This window comes from Kribbella turkmenica (genome assembly GCF_004348725.1).
GTDB lineage: Bacteria > Actinomycetota > Actinomycetes > Propionibacteriales > Kribbellaceae > Kribbella > Kribbella turkmenica.
In genome coordinates, this window is sequence record NZ_SMKR01000036.1 from 1 (window position 1) to 18,422 (window position 18,422).

An 18,422-nucleotide genomic window follows, 5' to 3' on the forward strand; every position below is an offset into this window, starting at 1 on the left:
GTCCACAAGTTTCTCTAGTTTGCTAATTTCTTGCGCAACGCTGGCTCATTGTTACGGCACGGCAGCGCGGGCGTCAACGGTTCACGACCCCTCGCGAGCGGACAGGGAAGGGCCGTGGCGCCGGCGGATGCCGGTGCCACGGCCCTGGGGCCGAACGCTGCTAGTGCTTGGCCGGTCCCTCCGCGCCGGCGCCGGTCAGGGCGCGGACGGAGAGCTCGTTGTAGCGGGACTCGCTCGACCGGTCGCGACCGAGGAACGTGCCCAGTACGCCGCACAGGAAGCCGACCGGGATCGACACGATGCCCGGGTTCGAGAGCGGGAAGTAGGAGAAGTCCGCGCCGGTGATCATCGACGCCGGCGACCCGGACACGACCGGCGAGAAGAACACCAGGACCACGGCCGCGATCAGACCGCCGTAGATGCTCCAGACCGCGCCGGAGGTGTTGAACCTCTTCCAGAACAGGTTGAACAGCAATGCCGGCAGGTTCGCGGACGCCGCGACGGCGAACGCCAGCGCGACCAGGAACGCGATGTTCAGCCGCTGCGCCGGGATCGCCAGCCCGATCGCGACCGCACCGATGCCGATCGCGGCGAACCGGGCGACCCGGAGCTCGTTCTTCTCCGAGACCTGGCCCTTGGCCATCACGTTCGCGTACAGGTCGTGCGCGAACGACGAGGCCGAGGTCAGCGTCAGTCCGGCGACCACCGCGAGGATGGTCGCGAACGCGACCGCGGCGATCAGCGCCAGCAGGATCGACCCGCCGAGCGAGCCGGCTCCACCACCCACCGACTCCGCCAGCAGTGGTGAGGCCACGTTGCCCTTCGACACCTCCACCGCCGACCCCTTGGCGGTGTCCAGCAGCGCGGCCGCGCCGAACCCGAGCGCCAGCGTCATCAGGTAGAACGCCCCGATCAGGCCGATCGCCCACTGCACCGACCGGCGCGCGGACCGTGAGTCCGGGACGGTGTAGAAGCGGATCAGGATGTGCGGCAGACCCGCCGTACCGAGGACGAGGGCGAGACCGAGGGAGAGGAAGTCGATCTGGCCGACCAGGTCCTTGCCGTACAGCAGGCCGGGCTGCAGGAACGCGTCGCCCTTGCCGGACCTCTCGGCGGCCGCGCCGAGCAGCTTGGAGAGGTTGAAGTCGAACTTCAGCAGCACCAGGAAGGTGATCAGGATGGTGCCGGCCATCAGCAGCACGGCCTTCACGATCTGCACCCAGGTGGTGCCCTTCATGCCGCCGATGGTGACGTAGATGATCATCAGCGCGCCGACCAGGATGATCACGCCGGCCTTCAGGCCCTCGTTCGTGACGCCGAGCAGCAGGCCGACGAGCGAACCGGCGCCGACCATCTGGGCCAGCAGGTAGAAGATCGACACCACGATGGTCGACGTCGCGGCCGCGGTCCGGACCGGCCGCTGCTTCATCCGGAACGCCAGCTGGTCGGCCATCGTGAACCGGCCGGAGTTCCGCAGCAGCTCGGCGATCAGCAGCAGCGCCACCAGCCAGGCGACCAGGAAGCCGATCGAGTAGAGGAAGCCGTCGTACCCGTAGAGGGCGATCGAGCCGGAGATGCCGAGGAAGGACGCCGCGGACATGTAGTCACCGGCGACGGCGAGGCCGTTCTGGGCGCCGCTGAAGGAGCGGCCGCCGGCGTAGTAGTCGGCCGCGCTCTTGTTCTGCCGGGACGCCCACCAGGTGATGTACAGCGTCACGGCGACGACCGCGGAGAACAGCGAGATGGTCAGTGCCCGGTTGCCCGGCTCGGCGTCGGCGAGCGGGACGAGAGCGGGCACGGCGATGGGCATGGTCAGCGCGTTCACCGGCGGCGCTCCCTCTTGTACTTCGCGTTCAGGCCGCTGGCGAGCGGATCGAGTTTGCGGTTCGCGAACCGGCCGTACAGGGCGGCGATCACGAACGTCGAGAGGAACTGCAGCAGCCCGAAGAGCAGGGCGACGTTGACGTTCCCGATCACCTCGGTCCCCATGAAGTCGCGGGCCCAGTTGTTGCAGGCGACGTAGGCCAGGTACCAGGCCATGAACGCGATGGTCCACGGCACGACGAAGTTCCGGTAGCGCCGCTTCAGTTCGGTGAAGTCGGACGCCTCGTGCACGGCATCGTAGGCGCGGGCATCCCGCTCGCGCACAACATCCTCGTCCATGAGTTCGAGTTCCCCTCGGCATTGGACACAAACACGTGCACGTTAGCCCCTGGTGGCGCGTTTGTGACCCACCGCAACCAAAACGTTGACGGAAAACTCAGAGGTGCGGCGCGACCGGGGCGTCGAGGGTCCGGCGGTAGTTCGCCACGTCGCTGGGGCGCGTCCGGTAACAGCCGGTGAAGTACGGCATCCGCAGCGGCTCCGGCGGCCGGGCGGTGGAGTCGTAGATGGCGTCGACCTGGTCCAGCACCGCCTCCCGGCGGGACTCGGTCAGTACGGCGATCCGCGAGTGCGACAGGGCCAGTTGCCGCAGGGCTGCGCGGTCGAGATCCTGCCAGTGCCGGAACCGCGCGGTCTCGACGGTCGCGAACAGGTCCGACTGCAGCAGGATCGGCATCGGGTCGAACCGGTCGCCGCCGACGTCGTCACCCTGCATCGCGTGGATCATCCGGCGGACCCAGGGGACGACGGTGTCCGCGTTGTTCCAGAGCAGGCCGAGTACGCCGTTCGGCCGCAGCACCCGGGCGATCTCGGGCAAGGCCCGGGAGTGGTCGAACCAGTGGAACGCCTGGCCGACGACGACCGCGTCCACCGAGGCGTGCGCGAGCGGGATCGACTCGGCCGCGCCGACCATGGTGTCGATCCCGGGCCGCCGGCGGCAGACGCTCAGCATTTCCTCGGACGGGTCGACCGCGACCACGTCATGGCCCAGCCCGGCCGCGACCGCCGCGAGTTTGCCGGTGCCGGCGCCCAGATCCAGGATCTGCAGCCGGCCCGGACCGAGGATCCAGGTCAGCGCCTCGGGGGGAAACGTCGGCCGGGCCGCGTCGTACGCGGCCGCGACGGCGCCGAACGACGTCGCCCGGATCGCGTCCGAGGCCGTGTTCGAAGCCGGGCCGCTGCTGGTGTCGGCGCGGCCGGTCGCGCCGCTGTCCGGCGTGTCCCGGCCGGTCGCCGGCTCCGGTGCTGGATCATCGGTGGTCATCACCCTAAATCATGCCGTAGCGGCGGGCTGGCGCGTCGTCACTCGCCGAGGTTCTTCTGTTGGATGTGCGCGTCGAGCGTCGGCTCCGAATGCGCGGCCGCCCCGGCGACCCGCCGATCTTCAGTTCCACCGGAACAATTCCCGGATCTCGGCCGGGCAGGCGAGGTGGTCGACGCCCAGCTCGGTGTCGGTGAACTCACGGGCGATGTCGAGCGGTACGAACGGCTGGTCCAGCTCGGGCCACAGCCGCTTGATCCTCGCCTGGCCGCCGAACGAGGGGTGTTCGTTCTCCAGCACCATCGGGTCGCCGTAGACCCCGGGCTGCAGGCCGAGCGAGGCGCCGTACAGGACGGCGGAGCTGAGCCGGTTGGAGGCGACGCGCCGATGTCTGCGCAGCTCGCGCAGTTGTCTGAGCAGGAACTTGGCGTCGGTCCGGCGCCAGTGCAGTCCCCGGTAACCGTGGGTGATGACCCGGAACCCGGCGTCCTTGTAGACGTTGCGGATCGCGGGTTTCTCGTACTCGTTCCAGTACAGGCAGACGGTCACCGGCCCGGTCTCGTGCTGGTTGATGGAAGCAACGATCCGGCCGTGGTCGCCGAGCACGTGCTGGCCCTCCCAGCCGTGGAACGGATAGAAGATGGTGCCCTCGGCACCCTTCGCGGGGGCGGCCAGCTCAGGATGCACCTTCAGCAGGTACAGCCAGACCGAGCCGATCACGGAGTAGTTCCGCAGACCCAGTGAGTGGCCGCGCCGCCGGACGCTGTCGGACCAGACGAACTTCGGCATCCCCGGCGCGAACGCGGTGCCGTGGGCGAACCCGTCCAGGATGTTCCAGCCGTGCTGGAGGTATCCCCAGATCCGCGGCGCTTCAGCGAGTCCCGCGTACGACGCCATGATGTCCGCGTGCCCGTAGAAGTGGTTGGCATGATGCATCAGCGCACGACCTTCCGCAGGATGCGCCGCGCCCGCCGGACGATCACCCGGGCCGGGTTGAGAACGGCGTGCCCCACCCGGTACGGCCGCGATCGGCGGATCCCGCTCAGCTGTCCCTCGAACAGGATCGCCCGCGCGTTCGCCTCCGCCAGTTCCTCCGCGATCCGCGCGACCGTGGCCAACTGCTCGGCACTGCCGAGCGGCCGCACCAGCTCGGGTGACGGCAAAAGCTCTCCGGTCACCGTGATTCCGGCCATTGACCCGAGCCGTGCCGTCAGCTCGCGAACATCCCCGCCGACCGGCCATGGTTGCCGTGAGCCACCTTCCAGCGAGCGCCGGGCGAAGCGGGCCAGGTGCGCGACGACCAGTTTCTCGCCGTGGGCGTCCACCGGATCACTGTCACCGAAGAGCCGGTAGGAGGTCCCGTCGAGGATTACGTTGTCCGGGGCGGCCATCGCTGCCGCCGGCTGGTCCTGCGTAACCAGCCAGTTCACGTACTCGGTGATCGTCCGCCGTACCACCGCCTGGTCGTCGACCTTCAGGGCGGCGAGCAGGTGCTCTTCCAGCAGGACGCCCGCACCGGCAGGGACCGCGGTCGCCGGGAGTACGTCGGGGAGATCGCCGCCGAGGACGTACCAAGCCGGTGCCAGCTCGACGGCGAGGCCTGCTGCGGCCGCGTCGACGACCAGCCGGTAGGGATCCATCAGCGTCGGACCCGAGTTGCGCTGGGCAACGGTCCTGGCGGCGGTCACGGCGCCGAGGTGGTCGACCGAGCTCAACGCGACATCGGCCTCGACCAGCGACGGGAACACCGCATAGGTCCGGCTGATCTCGAGACCGGCTGCTTCCAGGGTGCTGACCAGCGATTTGTGGCCGGCGGGTGCGGTGTCATCGAGATCGCGGGCCCAGTCCTCGTTCCGCGGGAGTGCGGCGGAGACCGGGGGCTGGAGGAATCGCTCGACGCCGAAGGGGTTCGCCGCGCCGAGCAGCAGCCGTCCCGAGGGAGCGAGCCGTGCCTGTAGCCGGGCCAGGGTGCCGGACCACGTCAGCTTCGCTGTGTCCGGGCCGACCAGCCGATCCAGCCCGTCCAGCGCGACGACGACGTCGTACACGTCGTCGGACGTGACGCGATCGAGCGAGCCGCAGATGACCTGGCCCTTGGTGTTTTCGAGCAGTTCCGCGATCTCCTCGGCGTCCGGCGCGGAGCGGACCAGTACGTCGACCGAGGCGACACCGGCGGCGATGCCGGTGATCAGGCCGAGCTCGTGCGGTCCGGCGACCAGCACGGAGTCGCCGGGCAGGAGTGCGGCGGCGAGGAGTGCTCGGGCGGCGGCTCCACCGGCCGCCGGCCGGGCGTCGACCGGATGCAGATCCGACCAGCTGAGCATCTCACCGCCGACCAGGATCGATCGGGTCATATCAGATGACATTAGCGAACCAGCTTCGGCAGAGTCTCGATCACCCCGGTCGACCTCGGCGACGAGGTCCGGGCGGGTCGCCGACGCCCTGCTCGGCCTCACGTGATCTCGTAGATCGTCACATCCCGGGTGGCGTGCCGCAGACTGACGTACTCGCGCAGCTCGGCGGAGACCTTGCCGGCGCGATGATCGGCGTACAGCCAGCGAACGCCGACCTTGCGCAGGCGCTCGACCGCCTCCGGTGAGGGTGCGGTGAAGACAGCGTCGTTCGCCGCCAGCTCGGTGGGATTCCAGTACGGGATCAGGCTCGGGCTGCTGCCGGTGCTCACCGCGATCCGGTTGGCCTGGTTCGAGTACGACCAGCCCTCGAGCAGCACGGTCCGTTCGGACAGCGCGGCGAGCCAGAAGTGCCTGCTGTCGCAGAACCCGGCGCGTTTGATGATGCAGTGCGCGTTCGTCGCGATCAGGTCGCCGGGATCGCTGTTCCGCCGCAGCCACCGCGCCGCGCCCGCCTCCGCGGCGGTCGCCCCACCCCGGCGAGGCTGCGCGAAGACCAGCTTCGATGCCGAGTCCGACACCAGAGCCTGGAGCGGGACGAGCGCTGCGCCGACCATGCTCGCCGCCACCCCGGCAGCGAGGAACGCGACCAGAGCGCTTCCCGGCCGCCGCAGCAGCTTCCAGGCAACGGCGACCACGACCGCGACGGCCATGAGGCCGGCGCCTGTCCACAGCCATGGGCCGGTGATCCCGGCCAGGTCGGCCGACGCCGTCCGCGCGACCGCACAGGCCACAAGACCAAGCAGCCCGGCCACGCCGACCAACACCACCGCACGCCGGTCGCCGAGCCGCGCGACCAGGTTCGCGAGGCCCACACAGGCCAGTACGGCGACCACCGGGAAAGCGGTCAGCAGGAAGTACATCTGACTGAGCCCCGATTGGGTGGTCAGCACCGCCCCCGCCAGTCCGCCGGCGCAGAACCCGACCAGGAAGACCGTCGCCGGATCGCGGCCCTCTGTCCAGGAACGACGAGGTCGGCCGAGGAATGCCGTCCCCGACGCCGCGAGACCCCAGCTCAGCAAGGTCGTCACCGCCGAGACGAGGTGTGAGTGCGGCACATCCGCGGTCGCGAGCATCGAGTACGGCGGCAGTTGGACGAACGTCCGGAACGGCTTCACCTCCGTGCCCCACGTGCTGCCGCCGAAGATGACCACCAGCGCCGCGAGGAAGATCGCGAAGGACAGCGCGCCGCCGAGCAGCGCCGTACGCGTGCTGCGGCGGGTCATCGCCAGGTGGAGGAAGGCGAACGCGAACCCGCAGCCCAGCAACGGCAGGATCGTCGACTTCGCGCCGGCCGCGACCAGGGCGAGCAGGATCACCAACACCCAGCGGCTGCGTGGCCGGTCCGCACGTAGGAGGTCCACCACCAGAAGACAGAGCGCCAGCGCGATCACGACGCCCAGGTTCTGCGTCGGGCTCAAGTACGCCGCAACCGCCGTCGAGACCGCGCCCAGCCCTTGATCGGCCAGCGGCTGGACGGCACCGCCGAGTCCCGCGATCAGTACGGCGAGCGGCCCGACCCAGGTGGCCCCCGACTCCGCGTTCGGCGCGAACCGGGTGGTCAGCGCGAAAACGAGTCCGCAACCGGCCAGGAACAACGGCAGCCAGGTCAGGGAGTGGATCAGGTCAGTGAGGTCGACCCGGGTCGCCCAGGCCGTCGCAGCGGTCGCCTGGTGGAAGAACGAGTGGTACTTCATCGGCTCGCCACCGAGCCACGGTGTCGAGATCGGTACGTCGTACTTCGCGCTGGCGGCCAGAGCCTGCTGGAAGGCGAGGTCCGGGTACGAGCGCAGCGGATCCGTGTACGCCGGGAGGAACTGTCCCGGTCCCCGCCTGTAGACCACCAGCACGACGATCGCCGTCGCCGCGGCGAGCAGCCAGGCCTGCAGGGGCCTGAGTGGTACGTCGACTGGGCGCCGTACCCTCGCCCGCACGTCACGGTCCGCGACCACGATCACCAGCACCACGGGCGCCCAGGCCCACGACCAGGCCTGCAGCCCGACCGAGGCACTGGCCAGGTAGACGATGATCTGTGCCGCGGTCCCGACCGCGAAGCCGGCGGCGAGATCCTCGACCAGGTTCCGCCCGTAGCCCCCGATCAGCCGCCACAGCGCGAACCCGGGCAGCGCGATCCCGAAGCAGGTGAACAGCACGAACCGGCCGACCTCACCGACCGTCGAATGCTGGAGCAGCAGCGCGACCGCCAGGATCAGGACAGCCAGACCGGCCGACAGGCCGGACAGGGAAGGACCCGCCGTCCGCGGCCCCCGCCGCCTCGCCCTCGCGCGCATGGCGGCAAGACTAATGTGAAACCTGTCGCGTCACGAATGCGCAGTGTCACCGCATCATGGTTCAGAGCGTGCGTTTCCCGCAGCAAGGTGGCGCTCTTGCGAGTAGTCTCCGAAAACGGAGGTCTCTTATGCGTACCGATCAACCCGTGCTTTCCGTCGTCGTGCCGATGTACGACGAGGAGGACGTGCTGCCGATGTTCTTCGAGCGGATGCACCCGTTGCTGGACGGGCTTGGGGTTTCCTACGAGCTGGTCGTGGTGGATGACGGCAGCCGGGACCGGACTGCGGCGTTGTTGCTGGAGGCGGCGAAGGACTGGGCGCAGTTGCGGGTGGTGCGGCTGCTGCGGAACAGCGGTCATCAGGCCGCGCAGTCGGCTGGGTTCCAGCGGGCGCGGGGTGAGTTCGTCGTCACGATCGATGCCGATCTGCAAGATCCGCCGGAGGTGATCGCGGAGTTCCTGGCGACGGCACGGGAACGGGATGTCGATGTCGTGTACGGCGTGCGATCCGATCGGTCGAGTGATTCGTGGGCGAAGCGGACGACGGCGCGGATGTACTACCGGTTGATGTGCCGGTTGGTGGGTAAGCAGATTCCGTTCGACGCCGGTGATTTCCGGCTGGTGTCGCGGCGGGTGGTGGATGCGGTGAACGCGCTGCCCGAGGACGGCCGGGTGTTCCGGCTGGTGATTCCGTGGCTCGGGTTCCCCAGCGCCGAGGTGACGTTCGTGCGGGCGGAGCGAGCGGCGGGGGCGACGAAGTACAGCGTGTCGAAGATGGTGCGGCTGGCATTCGACGGTCTGACCGCGTTCTCGGCGGCGCCGTTGCGGTTGGCGACCTGGCTGGGATTGTTGGGGGGTGGGTTGTCGGGGTTGTTCGTGGTCGCTGCGCTGGTCATCAAGCTGACCGGCCGGAGTGTCCCGGGGTGGACGTCGACGGTGTTGGCGGTGAGCGTGATCGGTGCGATCCAGTTGTTGTGTCTGGGTCTGCTGGGTGAGTACGTCGCCCGGTTGTTCCAGTCCAGCCAGCGCCGGCCGCAGTTCCTCGTCGGCTACGACAGCCTCGAAGACCCCGGCCACCACACCGTCACCGAGTCGGTCGAGGCACCCGCGAGGGACATGCCCTAAGCTCCGTGCCTGATGAGTTGGTACGACGCACTCGAGGCCGGTGAACTGACCGTGCGGCCGTCCGTGGAGGCGGCGAAGCGGTTCGGCGTCTCGATCGACCGGATGTCGGTGTCCGCCTCGGCAGGTACGCCGCTGGCCGAGGTGCTGGCGGCGGTGGAGAGGTCGACGGCCGACGTCATCGTGTTGCGCTACCCGGCGCGGGACACGACCTGGTTCTCTGCGCTGGCGAGCGGTCCGCGCCAGGCGCTACTGGCCGACACGGTCGTGTACTGGTCTCTCGCGGTGGGCAAGGGACAGCGGCCTGCGCCCCTGGCCGGGTTCACCACCCGGGTGGAGGAGTCGGCCGACGACGAGCTGGTGGACGATGTGGTCGCGGACATCTTCGGCGACTCCGGGAACCACTACTGCGCCACCCCGGTTTTCGACCGCGCCCGCGCGCTGGCCGGACGGCAGGACTGGGGGCGGCGGCGGATCGCAGACACCGGCGCGGTGGTGCTGCGTGGTCCCGACCGGCGGGTGCTGGCGCTGGCCGCGATCGACCAGCGGCGTTCCTGGACCGAGATCGAGCTGGCCGGCGTCGTACCGGCAGAGCAGGGCCGGGGCCGGTACGGGCACCTGCTCGCCGGCATCGAGGATGCCTGCACGTCCAGGCGGCTGGTGGTTTCCGCACAGGCCCACCAGACGGGCATCCAGCGCGTGTGGGCTCGCTATGGCTTCGAGCCGGTGCACAGCCTGCTCACCGTCCACCTCGTCGCCGCTGGGTAAGGCGCTGCGGGGATCATTCCGTAGCACCAGGGTGGCGCGCTGTCACTCGTTGAGCTTCTTCTGTTCGACATGCGCGTTCAGCGCCGCCAGCTCCGGGTGCGCGTCCATCAGCGCGACCAGCTCGGCGCAGTCCAGCCTCTCCGCGGAGAACTCCTCGATCAGGGTGCCGAGCAACTTCCGGTCGTCCTCGGTGTCCAGCGTCAGCCGGTACGTCGACCCGTCGCCGCCGTCCCAGGGAACGTTGACCAACCGCATGTCGCCCGCCCGGTTCTGATGCAGGTAGGTGGTGACGTGCTCGCGGTCGACCGGCAGCGTCGCGACCTCGTCGGCTTGCAGGAGCCTGGCAGCGGAGAAGACCTCGTAGTCCATGCCGCGCGGGTAGGTCCGGGTCAGGCAGTTCGACACGTACACGTTGCCGGCGTTCTCGGCGCGGTACCGTTCGACGCCTTCGGTAACGACCGCAGGGTCGATCAGCGGGCAGTCGGACGTGACCCGGACGACCCCGGTCAGCTCGTGCTCCCGGATCGCGCCCGCGAAGCGGGACAGCACGTCGAGCTCGCTGCCGCGGTACACCGGGAAGCCGAGCTCGGTCGACAGCTCGACGATCGGTTCGTCGTCGGGGTTGGTCGTGGTCGCCACGATCACCGGCAGGCCGGTCCGGGTGAGCCGCTCCAGGTGGTGGTGCAGGTAGCTCTTGCCACCCGCGGTGAGCAGGACCTTCGCGGGTAGCCGGGTGCTGGTCGCCCGGGCCTGGGTGATGATGCCGATCGTCATGAAGCCGCTTTCGTATCCAGGATCTCTGCCGGCCGGCGGCGCCTGCGGTGCCTGCCGGATGACGGGTGCTCGATCGTCACGACTCAGGACACCAGGTTCGTCAGGGTCTCGATCACCCGATCGACGTCGGCGTCGGTCAGGTCCGGGTACATCGGCAGTGAGATCTCCTCGCGGTAGTACTGCTCCGCATTCGGGCACATCCCGCGCTTGTAACCGGCGTTCGCGAACACCGGGTGCCAGTAGACCGGGATGTAGTTGACCTGGACGCCGATACCGGCGGCCCGCAGTCCCTCGAAGATCTCCCGGCGGCGGCCACCCAGGATCCGGACCGGGTACAGATGCCAGGCCGGGTCGACGTAGTCGCGCTGAGCCGGGGTCCGGACGCCGTCGACGGGCTCGAACGCCTCGTTGTAGCGCGCGGTGATCTCACTGCGCCGCTTCGTGAAGCCGGCCAGCCGCTTCAACTGGGACAGACCGAGCGCGCAGGCGACGTCGGTGAGCCGGTAGTTCACCCCGAACTCGTGCACCTCCTGATGCCACGGGCCCTCGTCGGTGATCTGGAACCGGGCCGGGTCGCGGACCAGGCCGATGAAGTGGAACTCGTGCACCCGCTGAGCGACGGCCGGGTCCTTGGCGACGACCGCGCCGCCCTCACCGGTGGTCAGGTTCTTCGTCGGGAAGAACGACATCGTGGTGACGTCGGCCAGGTCGCCGACCGGGCGGCCCTTGTAGAACCCGCCGACCGAATGCGCGGCGTCGCCCAGTGTCTTCGCGCCGGCCCGGTCCGCGATCGCTTGCAGCGTGTCGTAGTCGGCCGCATGGCCGGCGTAGTCGACGGCCGCGATCACCTTGGTGCGGTCGGTGACAACCGCTTCGACGGCCGCGGGGTCGAGCAGCGCGGTATCCTCCTCGACGTCGGCGAACACGATCTCGGCGCCCATGATCGCGGCGCAGGACGCCGTCGCGACGAAGGTCATCGGCGTGGTCACGACCTCGTCGCCGGGGCCGATCCGGAGTCCGGCGTACGCCATGTGAAGCGCCGCCGTGCCGGAAGTGCAGCTGACCGCGCGGTGTCCGCCGGCCAGCTCCGAGACCGCGGTCTCGAACGCGGTGACGGTCGGGCCGGTGGTCAGCCAGTCACCGCGCAGGATCGCGGCGACGGCTTCGACGTCCTCGTCCGAGATGGACTGGCGGCCGTACGGGAGCATCAGACGTCGCTCTCGAGGACCTTGGTGATGTCCTCGACCGAGTACCACTGGTCGTTGTTGTCCGAGGTGTAGTGGAAGCCCGCGCGGACCGGGATGCCGTCGGCCGGCGGGGTGTAACCCCAGGTCGCCAGGTCCGGCTGCAGGACGTAGCGCTCACCGATCGCGAGCGCGCGGCGGCCTTCCTCCGGGCTGATCATCTCCTCGTGCAGCTTCTCGCCGGGCCGCAGGCCCACGTCGTGCAGCGAGGCGCCGGGCGCGATCGCCTGGGCCAGGTCGGTGATCTTCACCGACGGGATCCGCGGCACGTACAGCTCGCCGCCCTGCATCTGCTCGAAGGAGTCGATCACGAACCGCACGGCCTGCGGCAGCGTGATCAGGAACCGGGTGCAGCGCAGGTCGGTGATCGGCAGCGACTTGCCCTCGGCGTGGAGCGCCTTGAACTTCGGGATGATCGAGCCACGGCTGCCGATGACGTTGCCGTACCGGACCACGGAGAACCGGGTGTCGTACGACGCGGCGTAGTGGTTGCCGGTGACGAACAGCTTGTCGGCGGTCAGCTTGGTCGCGCCATACAGGTTGATCGGGCTGGAGGCCTTGTCGGTGGACAGCGCGACGACCTTCTTCACCCCGGTGTCGATGCTGGACTCGATCACGTTCTGTGAGCCGATCACGTTCGTCTTCACGAACTCCCACGGGTTGTACTCCGCCGTGTCGACCTGCTTCAGCGCGGCCGCGTGCACGACGTAGTCGACCTTGTGCATGGCCCGGTCCAGCCGGTCCTTGTCGCGGATGTCGCCGATGAAGAACCGCAGCCGGGCGTCGTCGCCGAACAGTTGACGGACCTCCCACTGCTTCAGCTCGTCCCGGCTGAACACGATGATCCGGCGCGGGTCGAGGTTGTCCAGCGCGTAGCGGATGAACGTCTTGCCGAAGGAGCCGGTGCCTCCGGTGACGAGGATGTCGGAGCCGGTCAGGATGGACACGTCGTTCTGGGCCCTTCGTGAGGACAGTTCGGGTCGGGGCGCACGGTGCGCAGATTCGTTACGATAGCCGCCTGGCCCGCAGAGGCCTCAATCAGTGGTCTGCACGACGACCCCCGGCCGGATCCGGCCGCCGGGCGCGGACCAGCACCGAAACGCCGGGCAGCCTGCCGACAGGCAGGTACCGTTCAGCGGCGATGACCGCGCTGAGTCCGAAGTTGAGGAGGGGGGACAGGTCGTCCAAGTCACTGCCAGTACTCCTCTTCCGCCGCCAGGCCGCCGCCGGCCGGAGCAGAACGTTCCACGACCTGACCTCCTCGATCCGCAGGCGAGCCGACGCGAGCAAGCTCAGCAGACCATCCCGGTCGTACCGGCGGAAATGTCCGACGGCGGTGTCGTGCTCGCTCCACAGCTCCATGTCGCACGGTACGGCGACCAAGGCCGTGCCACCGGGCCGGAGGACCCGGGCGATCTCCTGGGCCGCGGACTTGTCGTCCTCGATGTGCTCCAGCACGTCGTACGCGACGACAAGGTCCATCGCCTCGTCGGCCACCGGAAGCGCGACCGCGTCGGCGCGGATCACCGGGATGTTGCGCCCACACGCGACCGTCGCCCCCTCCTCGCCGTACTCCAGGGCCGTGGCGTCCCATCCCCGGTCCCGCAGCACCCGGGTGTTCCCGCCACCGGCCGCGCCGATGTCGAGGGCCCGGCCCGGTTTCTCGCCGGACCTCACGAGCGCGTCGAGCGACCGGGCGAGCACTGTGCGTCGCTCGCGGTACCACCAGTGCTTGTCCTCGAGCGCGGCGAGCTTGCGGATCTCCGCTGCTTCCATAGCCACAGCTTGGCGTCTGGGCAGGGCCCGACACCAGCGCGTGAGCAATCACGTGACCGTGTCGCCCCGCCGCGGGCCGTCAGCGGGCACCGACCTCGTAGATCTTGACCTCGCCGTCCTGGTAGCGCAGCACTGCCAGTTCGTCCAGCTTCGTGGACACTGGCCCCTCGCGCCGGTCAGCGTAGATCCAACGTACGCCGTACTGCCGCCGGACCTGTGTCAGCACCTCTGCGGTCGGCGCCGTCAGGACCTGGAGGGAGAGCCGGACGCGATCCGGCCACGGCGACGGCTGGGCCCAGTACATCCTGCCGTCGGCACCGTTGGTGGCCAGCGCCCGCTGAGTGTAGGCCCAGCCCTCGATCAGGGTCCGGCGCCCTGCCATCCCGCTGACGAGATACCCCCGCGCATCGCAACCGGGTTCCCGGGGACCGGCTGACAGGCACCAACTGCCGGTGACCACCACGTCCGACGCCGCGGCGTGCGCCTCGAGCCACAGCGCGGCCGCCTGCTCGTCCGGATGGACCAGTGCGCTGGCCGCACGGTAGTCACTGTCCGTCCGGAGGGCCACGTACGAGTACCTGGCCAGATCGATGAGAGACAGCGTTGTCACCACGAGGACCAGGACGGCCAGGCCGAGTCCACGATGCCCGGCCCAGCGGCGCCTCGTCAGCAGCCAGCCGGCGACCAGCAGCGCTGTCAGTACGGCGATCTCCATCAGTGGCCGTGCGAGCGCCTCGACCTGAGCCACTCTGGAAGCTCCGGACGGAAGCGCTGCTGGTTGCGTGACCTCGTTGTACACGACGCCCAGCGCCAGTGCGGACACGCTGACCAGCACCATGGTCCGGCGGCTGCGGCCTTCGAAGGCGACCGCCACCAGCCAAGCCGCCGCGGCGGCTGCGAACGGCACGACGGTGCGGAGGAAGTACTGCTGGCCTCCCGAGGGGTGATTGACCAGCAGCATGCCGGCCCAGCCGGCCGTGAGGGCTCCGACCAGCAACCAGGCGACCGGATCGCGCCTGGTCGACCGGACCAGAAGCAGGCTGCAACCGGTGAGCAGTCCGGCGGACGACACCAGGATCAGTCCGAGCATGACCGCGACTCCGGCGATCGCCGTCGAGTCACCTGAGGTCAGTGACGGCAGCAGCAAGCCGCCGGTGCCCCGCAACGACAGGTCGCCGGTGATCTCGCGGTAGTGCGCCTGGAACCTGGCGATGGCCAGGAACTGGAATCCTGATCCGCTGGTGCCGCCGGTGACGAAGCGCAAGGTGCCGAGCATGGCGAGCACCAGGATCAGGCCCGCGCTGACCGAACGCCACGGCAGCTTCCGGTCCCGAATCAGGACGAACAGCGCGGCCAGTCCGACAGCGCCGATCAGGAGGGGCAAGGTCGACGGTTTCGATCCACCGGCGACGACCGCCAGCGCCGCACCGAGCACCCAAGCGCCTCGGCCGCCAGTGCGACGGAACAGGGCGTCGACGAGGAAGACCGCCGCCGCGGTTCCGGTGACGAGGCTGAAGGTCGTGGAAGGGCTGAGCAGACTCGCGGATCCGGTCGGCACGACGATCAGTGCGGCCAGCACTCCGGTCCACCACACATTCCCGACCTGCCGGGCCAGCGCCGCGCACACGAGCAGCACGACAACTGCCTGCGGCAGCAGCCAGAGCCGGAAGTACACCAAGGCGGGCGAGAGCCGAGTGATGTCCGCCGCGCCGGCCATGTCGGCGTTCGCGAACCAGTGGTACTCCAGCGGCTCACCGGCCACCTGCGGCAGTTGCGGCGGCATCGACCTCATCAGCTCGTGCACCATCGACAGGTGGAACAGCAGGTCCTGGTAGTAGGACGTACCGTCCGGTGGCGGTTTGTGATCGGACATCGAGGTGAAGGTGACGAAGGCGACCAGCAGGGTCGCGCAGATCGCCAGCCCCCAAGACCACGCCACCGGCAGCGGAGCCGGTGCCGCGATCCGCCGGCACTGCCGCAGCCGAGGCAGCACCGCAAAGGTGGCCAGCGCAAGCAACGGCCAGACGACCAGCCAGGACTGCAGCCCCAGAGCCGTGAAGATCGCCCAGCCGAGCAGTTGATGGGCCATCCCGACCGCCGCACCCAACCCGACGTCCTCGGCCCAGTTTCCGGTGCTTCGCCACGTGGCCCGCAGCAGCAGTACGCCGGGCAGGACGACGCAGCAGCCGAAGTAGACGGAATAGGTGAGCACGGCCGCCAACGGCACGTCGATCACAAGCAGCCCGCCGACGCCGGCGACCACCGGAAACAACCAGGGAACAAGCCGGCCGACGATCGCCGGACCGGACGAGCCAGGACGCGTGACAACGGATGGTCCCGGTGGGGGGATCGTCGTCGCGCCTGACTGTGCGGTGGTCACCCGCTCATTCCAGCACGGTTGCCTCCCGCCTGGGGCGAGCAACGGGGCCCGGTAGGGTCAGCCCGAGAGCCGGAGGGAAGATGCGGGAATCGGACCACCTGGATGTGCCCGTGGTCGAACGGGCGCGGACTCGATCTCTCACGACGATCGGCGCAGGGTCCGCGGAGCCGGGCCCGGTGTCCCAGGTCCGGAGATTGCTGATCACGCAACTGCCGTGGCTGTTCACGTTGCTTGCCTCGGTCGCCGGGCTGCTCGCGATCGACGTGCCGCTCGGCGCGATCGTCCGCTATACCGTCTACTTCGTCGTCTGCGTGGTCCTGCCCGGCGTCTTGTTGATGCGGGCGTTGTGGCGCAGCACCGGCAACTGGGCCGAGGACGCCGGCTTGGGTGCAGCGGTCGGTATCGCCTACCAGCTTGCCGGGTGGGTTCTGTTCACCTGGTTGGGCGGACAGCAGGCCCTGGTCGTCTGGCCCGTGGTGATCCTGCTGTGTTTCGCTCTGGTGCCGAGGCTGCGGCAGCACTGGCGGATCGCCGAGCCCGAGCCCTTGCCGATGGCGTGGTCCTGGGCGCTGTCGATCTGCCTGAGCCTGCTCGCGTTCGCGATCACGCTCGGCCTGATGGCGGATCACGTGCCACCGCCTCGTGGCGTCTCGTACTATCCCGACCTGCTGTACCACCTGTCGATGGTGAACGAACTGCTCCGCAGCATCCCGCCACAACTGCCGCAGGCGGCGGGAGAGGCCTTGGAGTACCACTGGTTTCCCAATGCCGACATGGCGGGCGCCGTCGACATCACCGGGCTGTCACCGATCCTCGTGCTGTACCGGTTGTGGATGGTGCCGGTGACGTTCGCCGCCCTGCTGGCCGGCGCGGCGTTGGCTCGTCAGGTGAGCCGGGTCTGGTGGACCGGAGTCCTGGTCGGCGTCAGCTTCGTCGTACCGCACCTCGGCTTCCTGGTGCCTGCCTGGCCCCAGGTGGACCCGATCGGCCCAGTCAGCTTGCTCAGTCCTTCGCAGACGTTGGCGACGCTGGTCGCCACCGCAGCAGCCTGCTTCGTCATCGGGGCACTCCGTCGCGGCAGCGGCAGAGGTGTCTGGGTCCTCGCGGTGGCCGTGGCCGTCGTCGGCGGTGGGTCCAAGCCGACGGTACTCCCCATCCTGCTCGGCGGAGTGGGGCTGTCGGCGTTGTTCCTGCTCCTGCGGGACCGTCGGGTCCCTTGGCGGTCCGTGCTGATCGGAACACTGCTGGTCGCAGTCGCTGTCGGGACGCTGCTTACCGTGACAGGGAGCACCAGTGGCTCCAATGTGCAGTTCCTGGCAATCGCGAAGCACCAGCCTGGTTATCGCGGGGCCACAGGTGACGGTTCGATGGCCGGCACAGGCGGTCTGTTGCTTCCCTCTCTGACCGGCGACCACCTTGCGTTGGCAGGGGCCGTGGTGACGCTCGCTGCACTGGCACTCGCGCATGCCGGCCTGCTGGCCGGCCTCGCGTTGAGCACGGTCAAGGCAGTGCGGCGCGACCCGGTTGCCTGGTGGCTGGTCGGCGCGCTGGCCGCCGCCTGGCTCGGGCTGTGCTGGGTGGATCACCCGTCCGCGAGCCAGTACTACTTCCTTCGTTCCGGCTCACCGTTCGCTGCAGCCGCCGCCGGCTGGCTGATCGCTGCCGGCGTCCGTGGCCGTAGCCGGCGCACGATACTGCGCGTCGGCCTGGCCGGGCTTGCCACAGGTGCCGCGATCGCGGTGTGCGCGGACCTGGTCGGACAATCCCCCACCGGGACGCGGGCCGCTCAGATCGAAGTGCTGGCCCGGCCGCTGCTGACGGCTGCCGGACTCGCCGTGCTGGTGACGGCGGTCTGGCTGCCGGCGAAACGCCTGCGGCCGGGACTGACCGGACTGGGAACTGCTTTCGCGATCCTCGTCGTGATCGGACTGCCGATCGGCACGACCGCTGCGGATGCTTGGTCGGCGCGTGACAGGCCCGGATCAGGGCGCTACGAGTCGAAGTTCTGGCGGGTCTACCCCGACGAGGTCGCCGCGGCACGATGGCTGGCGGACAACTCCTCGCCGGAGGATGTCGTGGCCACCAACACCTTCTGCCGGCCGGCTGGTGCGAAGCCGCCCGGATGCGACGCCCGGGGCTACATCGTCAGCGGTGTCGCCGGACGCCGGACGCTGCTGGAAGGGTGGGCCTACACGCAGCAGGCGCTGGCAACGCACGGTGTGGACGGCCGGAAGTACACCGTCCAGCCCTCGCCGTGGCCGGATCGGGTCGAACTCGTCAGCCGGGTCCTCGCCGCCCCGACCGCACACCTGGTGACGCGCCTGCGGTCGGAGTACGGCGTGCGCTGGATCTACGCGGACCTCCGTGCCGGGCCGGCTTCGCCGAAGCTGGGCGACTTTGCCGTGCTCCGCCACCAGGACTCCCGGGTGAGGATCTACGACATCGCCCAGCCGTGAAAGACCGAGTCGATCACGCGCCGACAGACCGCAGGCCCTGGAATTGGTATAACTCT

14 protein-coding genes are annotated in these 18,422 nt (G+C 69.3%); 3 read left to right on the forward strand and 11 right to left on the reverse strand.

Annotated elements, in window-relative coordinates; genetic code table 11:
* Positions 1-160: 160 nt before the first annotated feature.
* The 6 genes from E1218_RS10885 to E1218_RS10910 all read right to left on the reverse strand — a co-directional run bounded on the left by E1218_RS10885 (position 161) and on the right by E1218_RS10910 (position 7,847).
* The gene (locus E1218_RS10885) at positions 161-1,810 is read right to left on the reverse strand and encodes a solute symporter family protein (protein ID WP_132318951.1); all 1,650 of its coding nucleotides are present in this window, start codon (positions 1,808-1,810) and stop codon (positions 161-163) included.
* 11 nt (positions 1,811-1,821) lie between these two features.
* Positions 1,822-2,163, reverse strand: a complete 342-nt coding sequence (locus E1218_RS10890) for a DUF485 domain-containing protein (RefSeq protein ID WP_132318887.1) — start codon at positions 2,161-2,163, stop codon at positions 1,822-1,824.
* A 97-nt stretch (positions 2,164-2,260) separates the two neighbouring features.
* Positions 2,261-3,148 (reverse strand): class I SAM-dependent methyltransferase, encoded by an 888-nt coding sequence (locus E1218_RS10895; protein WP_132318889.1) that lies wholly within the window; start codon positions 3,146-3,148, stop codon positions 2,261-2,263.
* A 120-nt stretch (positions 3,149-3,268) separates the two neighbouring features.
* Entirely contained in the window at positions 3,269-4,081 is an 813-nt protein-coding gene (locus E1218_RS10900; protein WP_132318891.1) for a hypothetical protein, read from the reverse strand.
* Positions 4,081-5,499, reverse strand: coding sequence for a hypothetical protein (locus tag E1218_RS10905; RefSeq protein ID WP_233712150.1), 1,419 nt, complete (start codon positions 5,497-5,499; stop codon positions 4,081-4,083). The genes E1218_RS10900 and E1218_RS10905 overlap by 1 nt, the downstream gene beginning before the upstream one ends.
* A 98-nt stretch (positions 5,500-5,597) precedes the next feature.
* A complete protein-coding gene (locus tag E1218_RS10910) occupies positions 5,598-7,847 on the reverse strand; it encodes a hypothetical protein (protein WP_132318893.1) in 2,250 nt (749 codons plus the stop codon).
* Between the two features lie 128 nt (positions 7,848-7,975).
* Between E1218_RS10910 and E1218_RS10915 the strand changes: the two genes are divergently transcribed.
* Together E1218_RS10915 and E1218_RS10920 are read left to right on the forward strand one after the other, a co-directional pair.
* Entirely contained in the window at positions 7,976-8,971 is a 996-nt protein-coding gene (locus E1218_RS10915) for a glycosyltransferase family 2 protein (protein ID WP_132318895.1), read from the forward strand.
* A 12-nt stretch (positions 8,972-8,983) separates the two neighbouring features.
* Positions 8,984-9,736 (forward strand): N-acetyltransferase, encoded by a 753-nt coding sequence (locus E1218_RS10920; RefSeq protein WP_132318897.1) that lies wholly within the window; start codon positions 8,984-8,986, stop codon positions 9,734-9,736.
* Between the two features lie 42 nt (positions 9,737-9,778).
* Here E1218_RS10920 and E1218_RS10925 read toward each other — a convergent pair whose 3' ends face one another.
* The 5 genes from E1218_RS10925 to E1218_RS10945 form a co-directional block, all read right to left on the reverse strand.
* On the reverse strand, positions 9,779-10,510 hold the full coding sequence (locus E1218_RS10925; RefSeq protein WP_132318899.1) for a cytidylyltransferase domain-containing protein: 732 nt from the start codon (positions 10,508-10,510) through the stop codon (positions 9,779-9,781).
* 83 nt (positions 10,511-10,593) lie between these two features.
* Positions 10,594-11,718, reverse strand: coding sequence for a UDP-4-amino-4,6-dideoxy-N-acetyl-beta-L-altrosamine transaminase (gene pseC, locus E1218_RS10930; protein ID WP_132318901.1), 1,125 nt, complete (start codon positions 11,716-11,718; stop codon positions 10,594-10,596).
* Positions 11,718-12,701, reverse strand: a complete 984-nt coding sequence (pseB, locus tag E1218_RS10935) for a UDP-N-acetylglucosamine 4,6-dehydratase (inverting) (protein ID WP_132318903.1) — start codon at positions 12,699-12,701, stop codon at positions 11,718-11,720. Before pseB ends, pseC begins: the two co-directional genes overlap by 1 nt.
* A gap of 91 nt (positions 12,702-12,792) precedes the next feature.
* A complete protein-coding gene (locus tag E1218_RS10940) occupies positions 12,793-13,530 on the reverse strand; it encodes a class I SAM-dependent methyltransferase (protein ID WP_132318905.1) in 738 nt (245 codons plus the stop codon).
* Positions 13,531-13,609: 79 nt separating this feature from the next.
* Complete coding sequence (locus E1218_RS10945; protein WP_233712151.1) at positions 13,610-15,910, reverse strand: hypothetical protein; 2,301 nt, start codon at positions 15,908-15,910, stop codon at positions 13,610-13,612.
* An 80-nt stretch (positions 15,911-15,990) separates the two neighbouring features.
* Here E1218_RS10945 and E1218_RS10950 point away from each other — a divergent pair, with 80 nt between their 5' ends.
* A complete protein-coding gene (locus tag E1218_RS10950) occupies positions 15,991-18,366 on the forward strand; it encodes a hypothetical protein (protein ID WP_233712152.1) in 2,376 nt (791 codons plus the stop codon).
* The last annotated feature ends 56 nt before the right edge of the window (positions 18,367-18,422 follow it).

Bases quoted from the DNA above. Each gene is read 5' to 3' on its own strand.
- E1218_RS10885 (WP_132318951.1), bottom strand. From the start codon at position 1,810: ATGCCCATCGCCGTGCCCGCTCTCGTCCCGCTCGCCGACGCCGAGCCG.
- E1218_RS10890 (WP_132318887.1), bottom strand. From the start codon at position 2,163: ATGGACGAGGATGTTGTGCGCGAGCGGGATGCCCGCGCCTACGATGCC.
- E1218_RS10895 (WP_132318889.1), bottom strand. From the start codon at position 3,148: ATGACCACCGATGATCCAGCACCGGAGCCGGCGACCGGCCGGGACACG.
- E1218_RS10900 (WP_132318891.1), bottom strand. From the start codon at position 4,081: ATGCATCATGCCAACCACTTCTACGGGCACGCGGACATCATGGCGTCG.
- E1218_RS10905 (WP_233712150.1), bottom strand. From the start codon at position 5,499: ATGACCCGATCGATCCTGGTCGGCGGTGAGATGCTCAGCTGGTCGGAT.
- E1218_RS10910 (WP_132318893.1), bottom strand. From the start codon at position 7,847: ATGCGCGCGAGGGCGAGGCGGCGGGGGCCGCGGACGGCGGGTCCTTCC.
- E1218_RS10915 (WP_132318895.1), top strand. From the start codon at position 7,976: ATGCGTACCGATCAACCCGTGCTTTCCGTCGTCGTGCCGATGTACGAC.
- E1218_RS10920 (WP_132318897.1), top strand. From the start codon at position 8,984: ATGAGTTGGTACGACGCACTCGAGGCCGGTGAACTGACCGTGCGGCCG.
- E1218_RS10925 (WP_132318899.1), bottom strand. From the start codon at position 10,510: ATGACGATCGGCATCATCACCCAGGCCCGGGCGACCAGCACCCGGCTA.
- pseC (WP_132318901.1), bottom strand. From the start codon at position 11,718: ATGCTCCCGTACGGCCGCCAGTCCATCTCGGACGAGGACGTCGAAGCC.
- E1218_RS10940 (WP_132318905.1), bottom strand. From the start codon at position 13,530: ATGGAAGCAGCGGAGATCCGCAAGCTCGCCGCGCTCGAGGACAAGCAC.
- E1218_RS10950 (WP_233712152.1), top strand. From the start codon at position 15,991: ATGCGGGAATCGGACCACCTGGATGTGCCCGTGGTCGAACGGGCGCGG.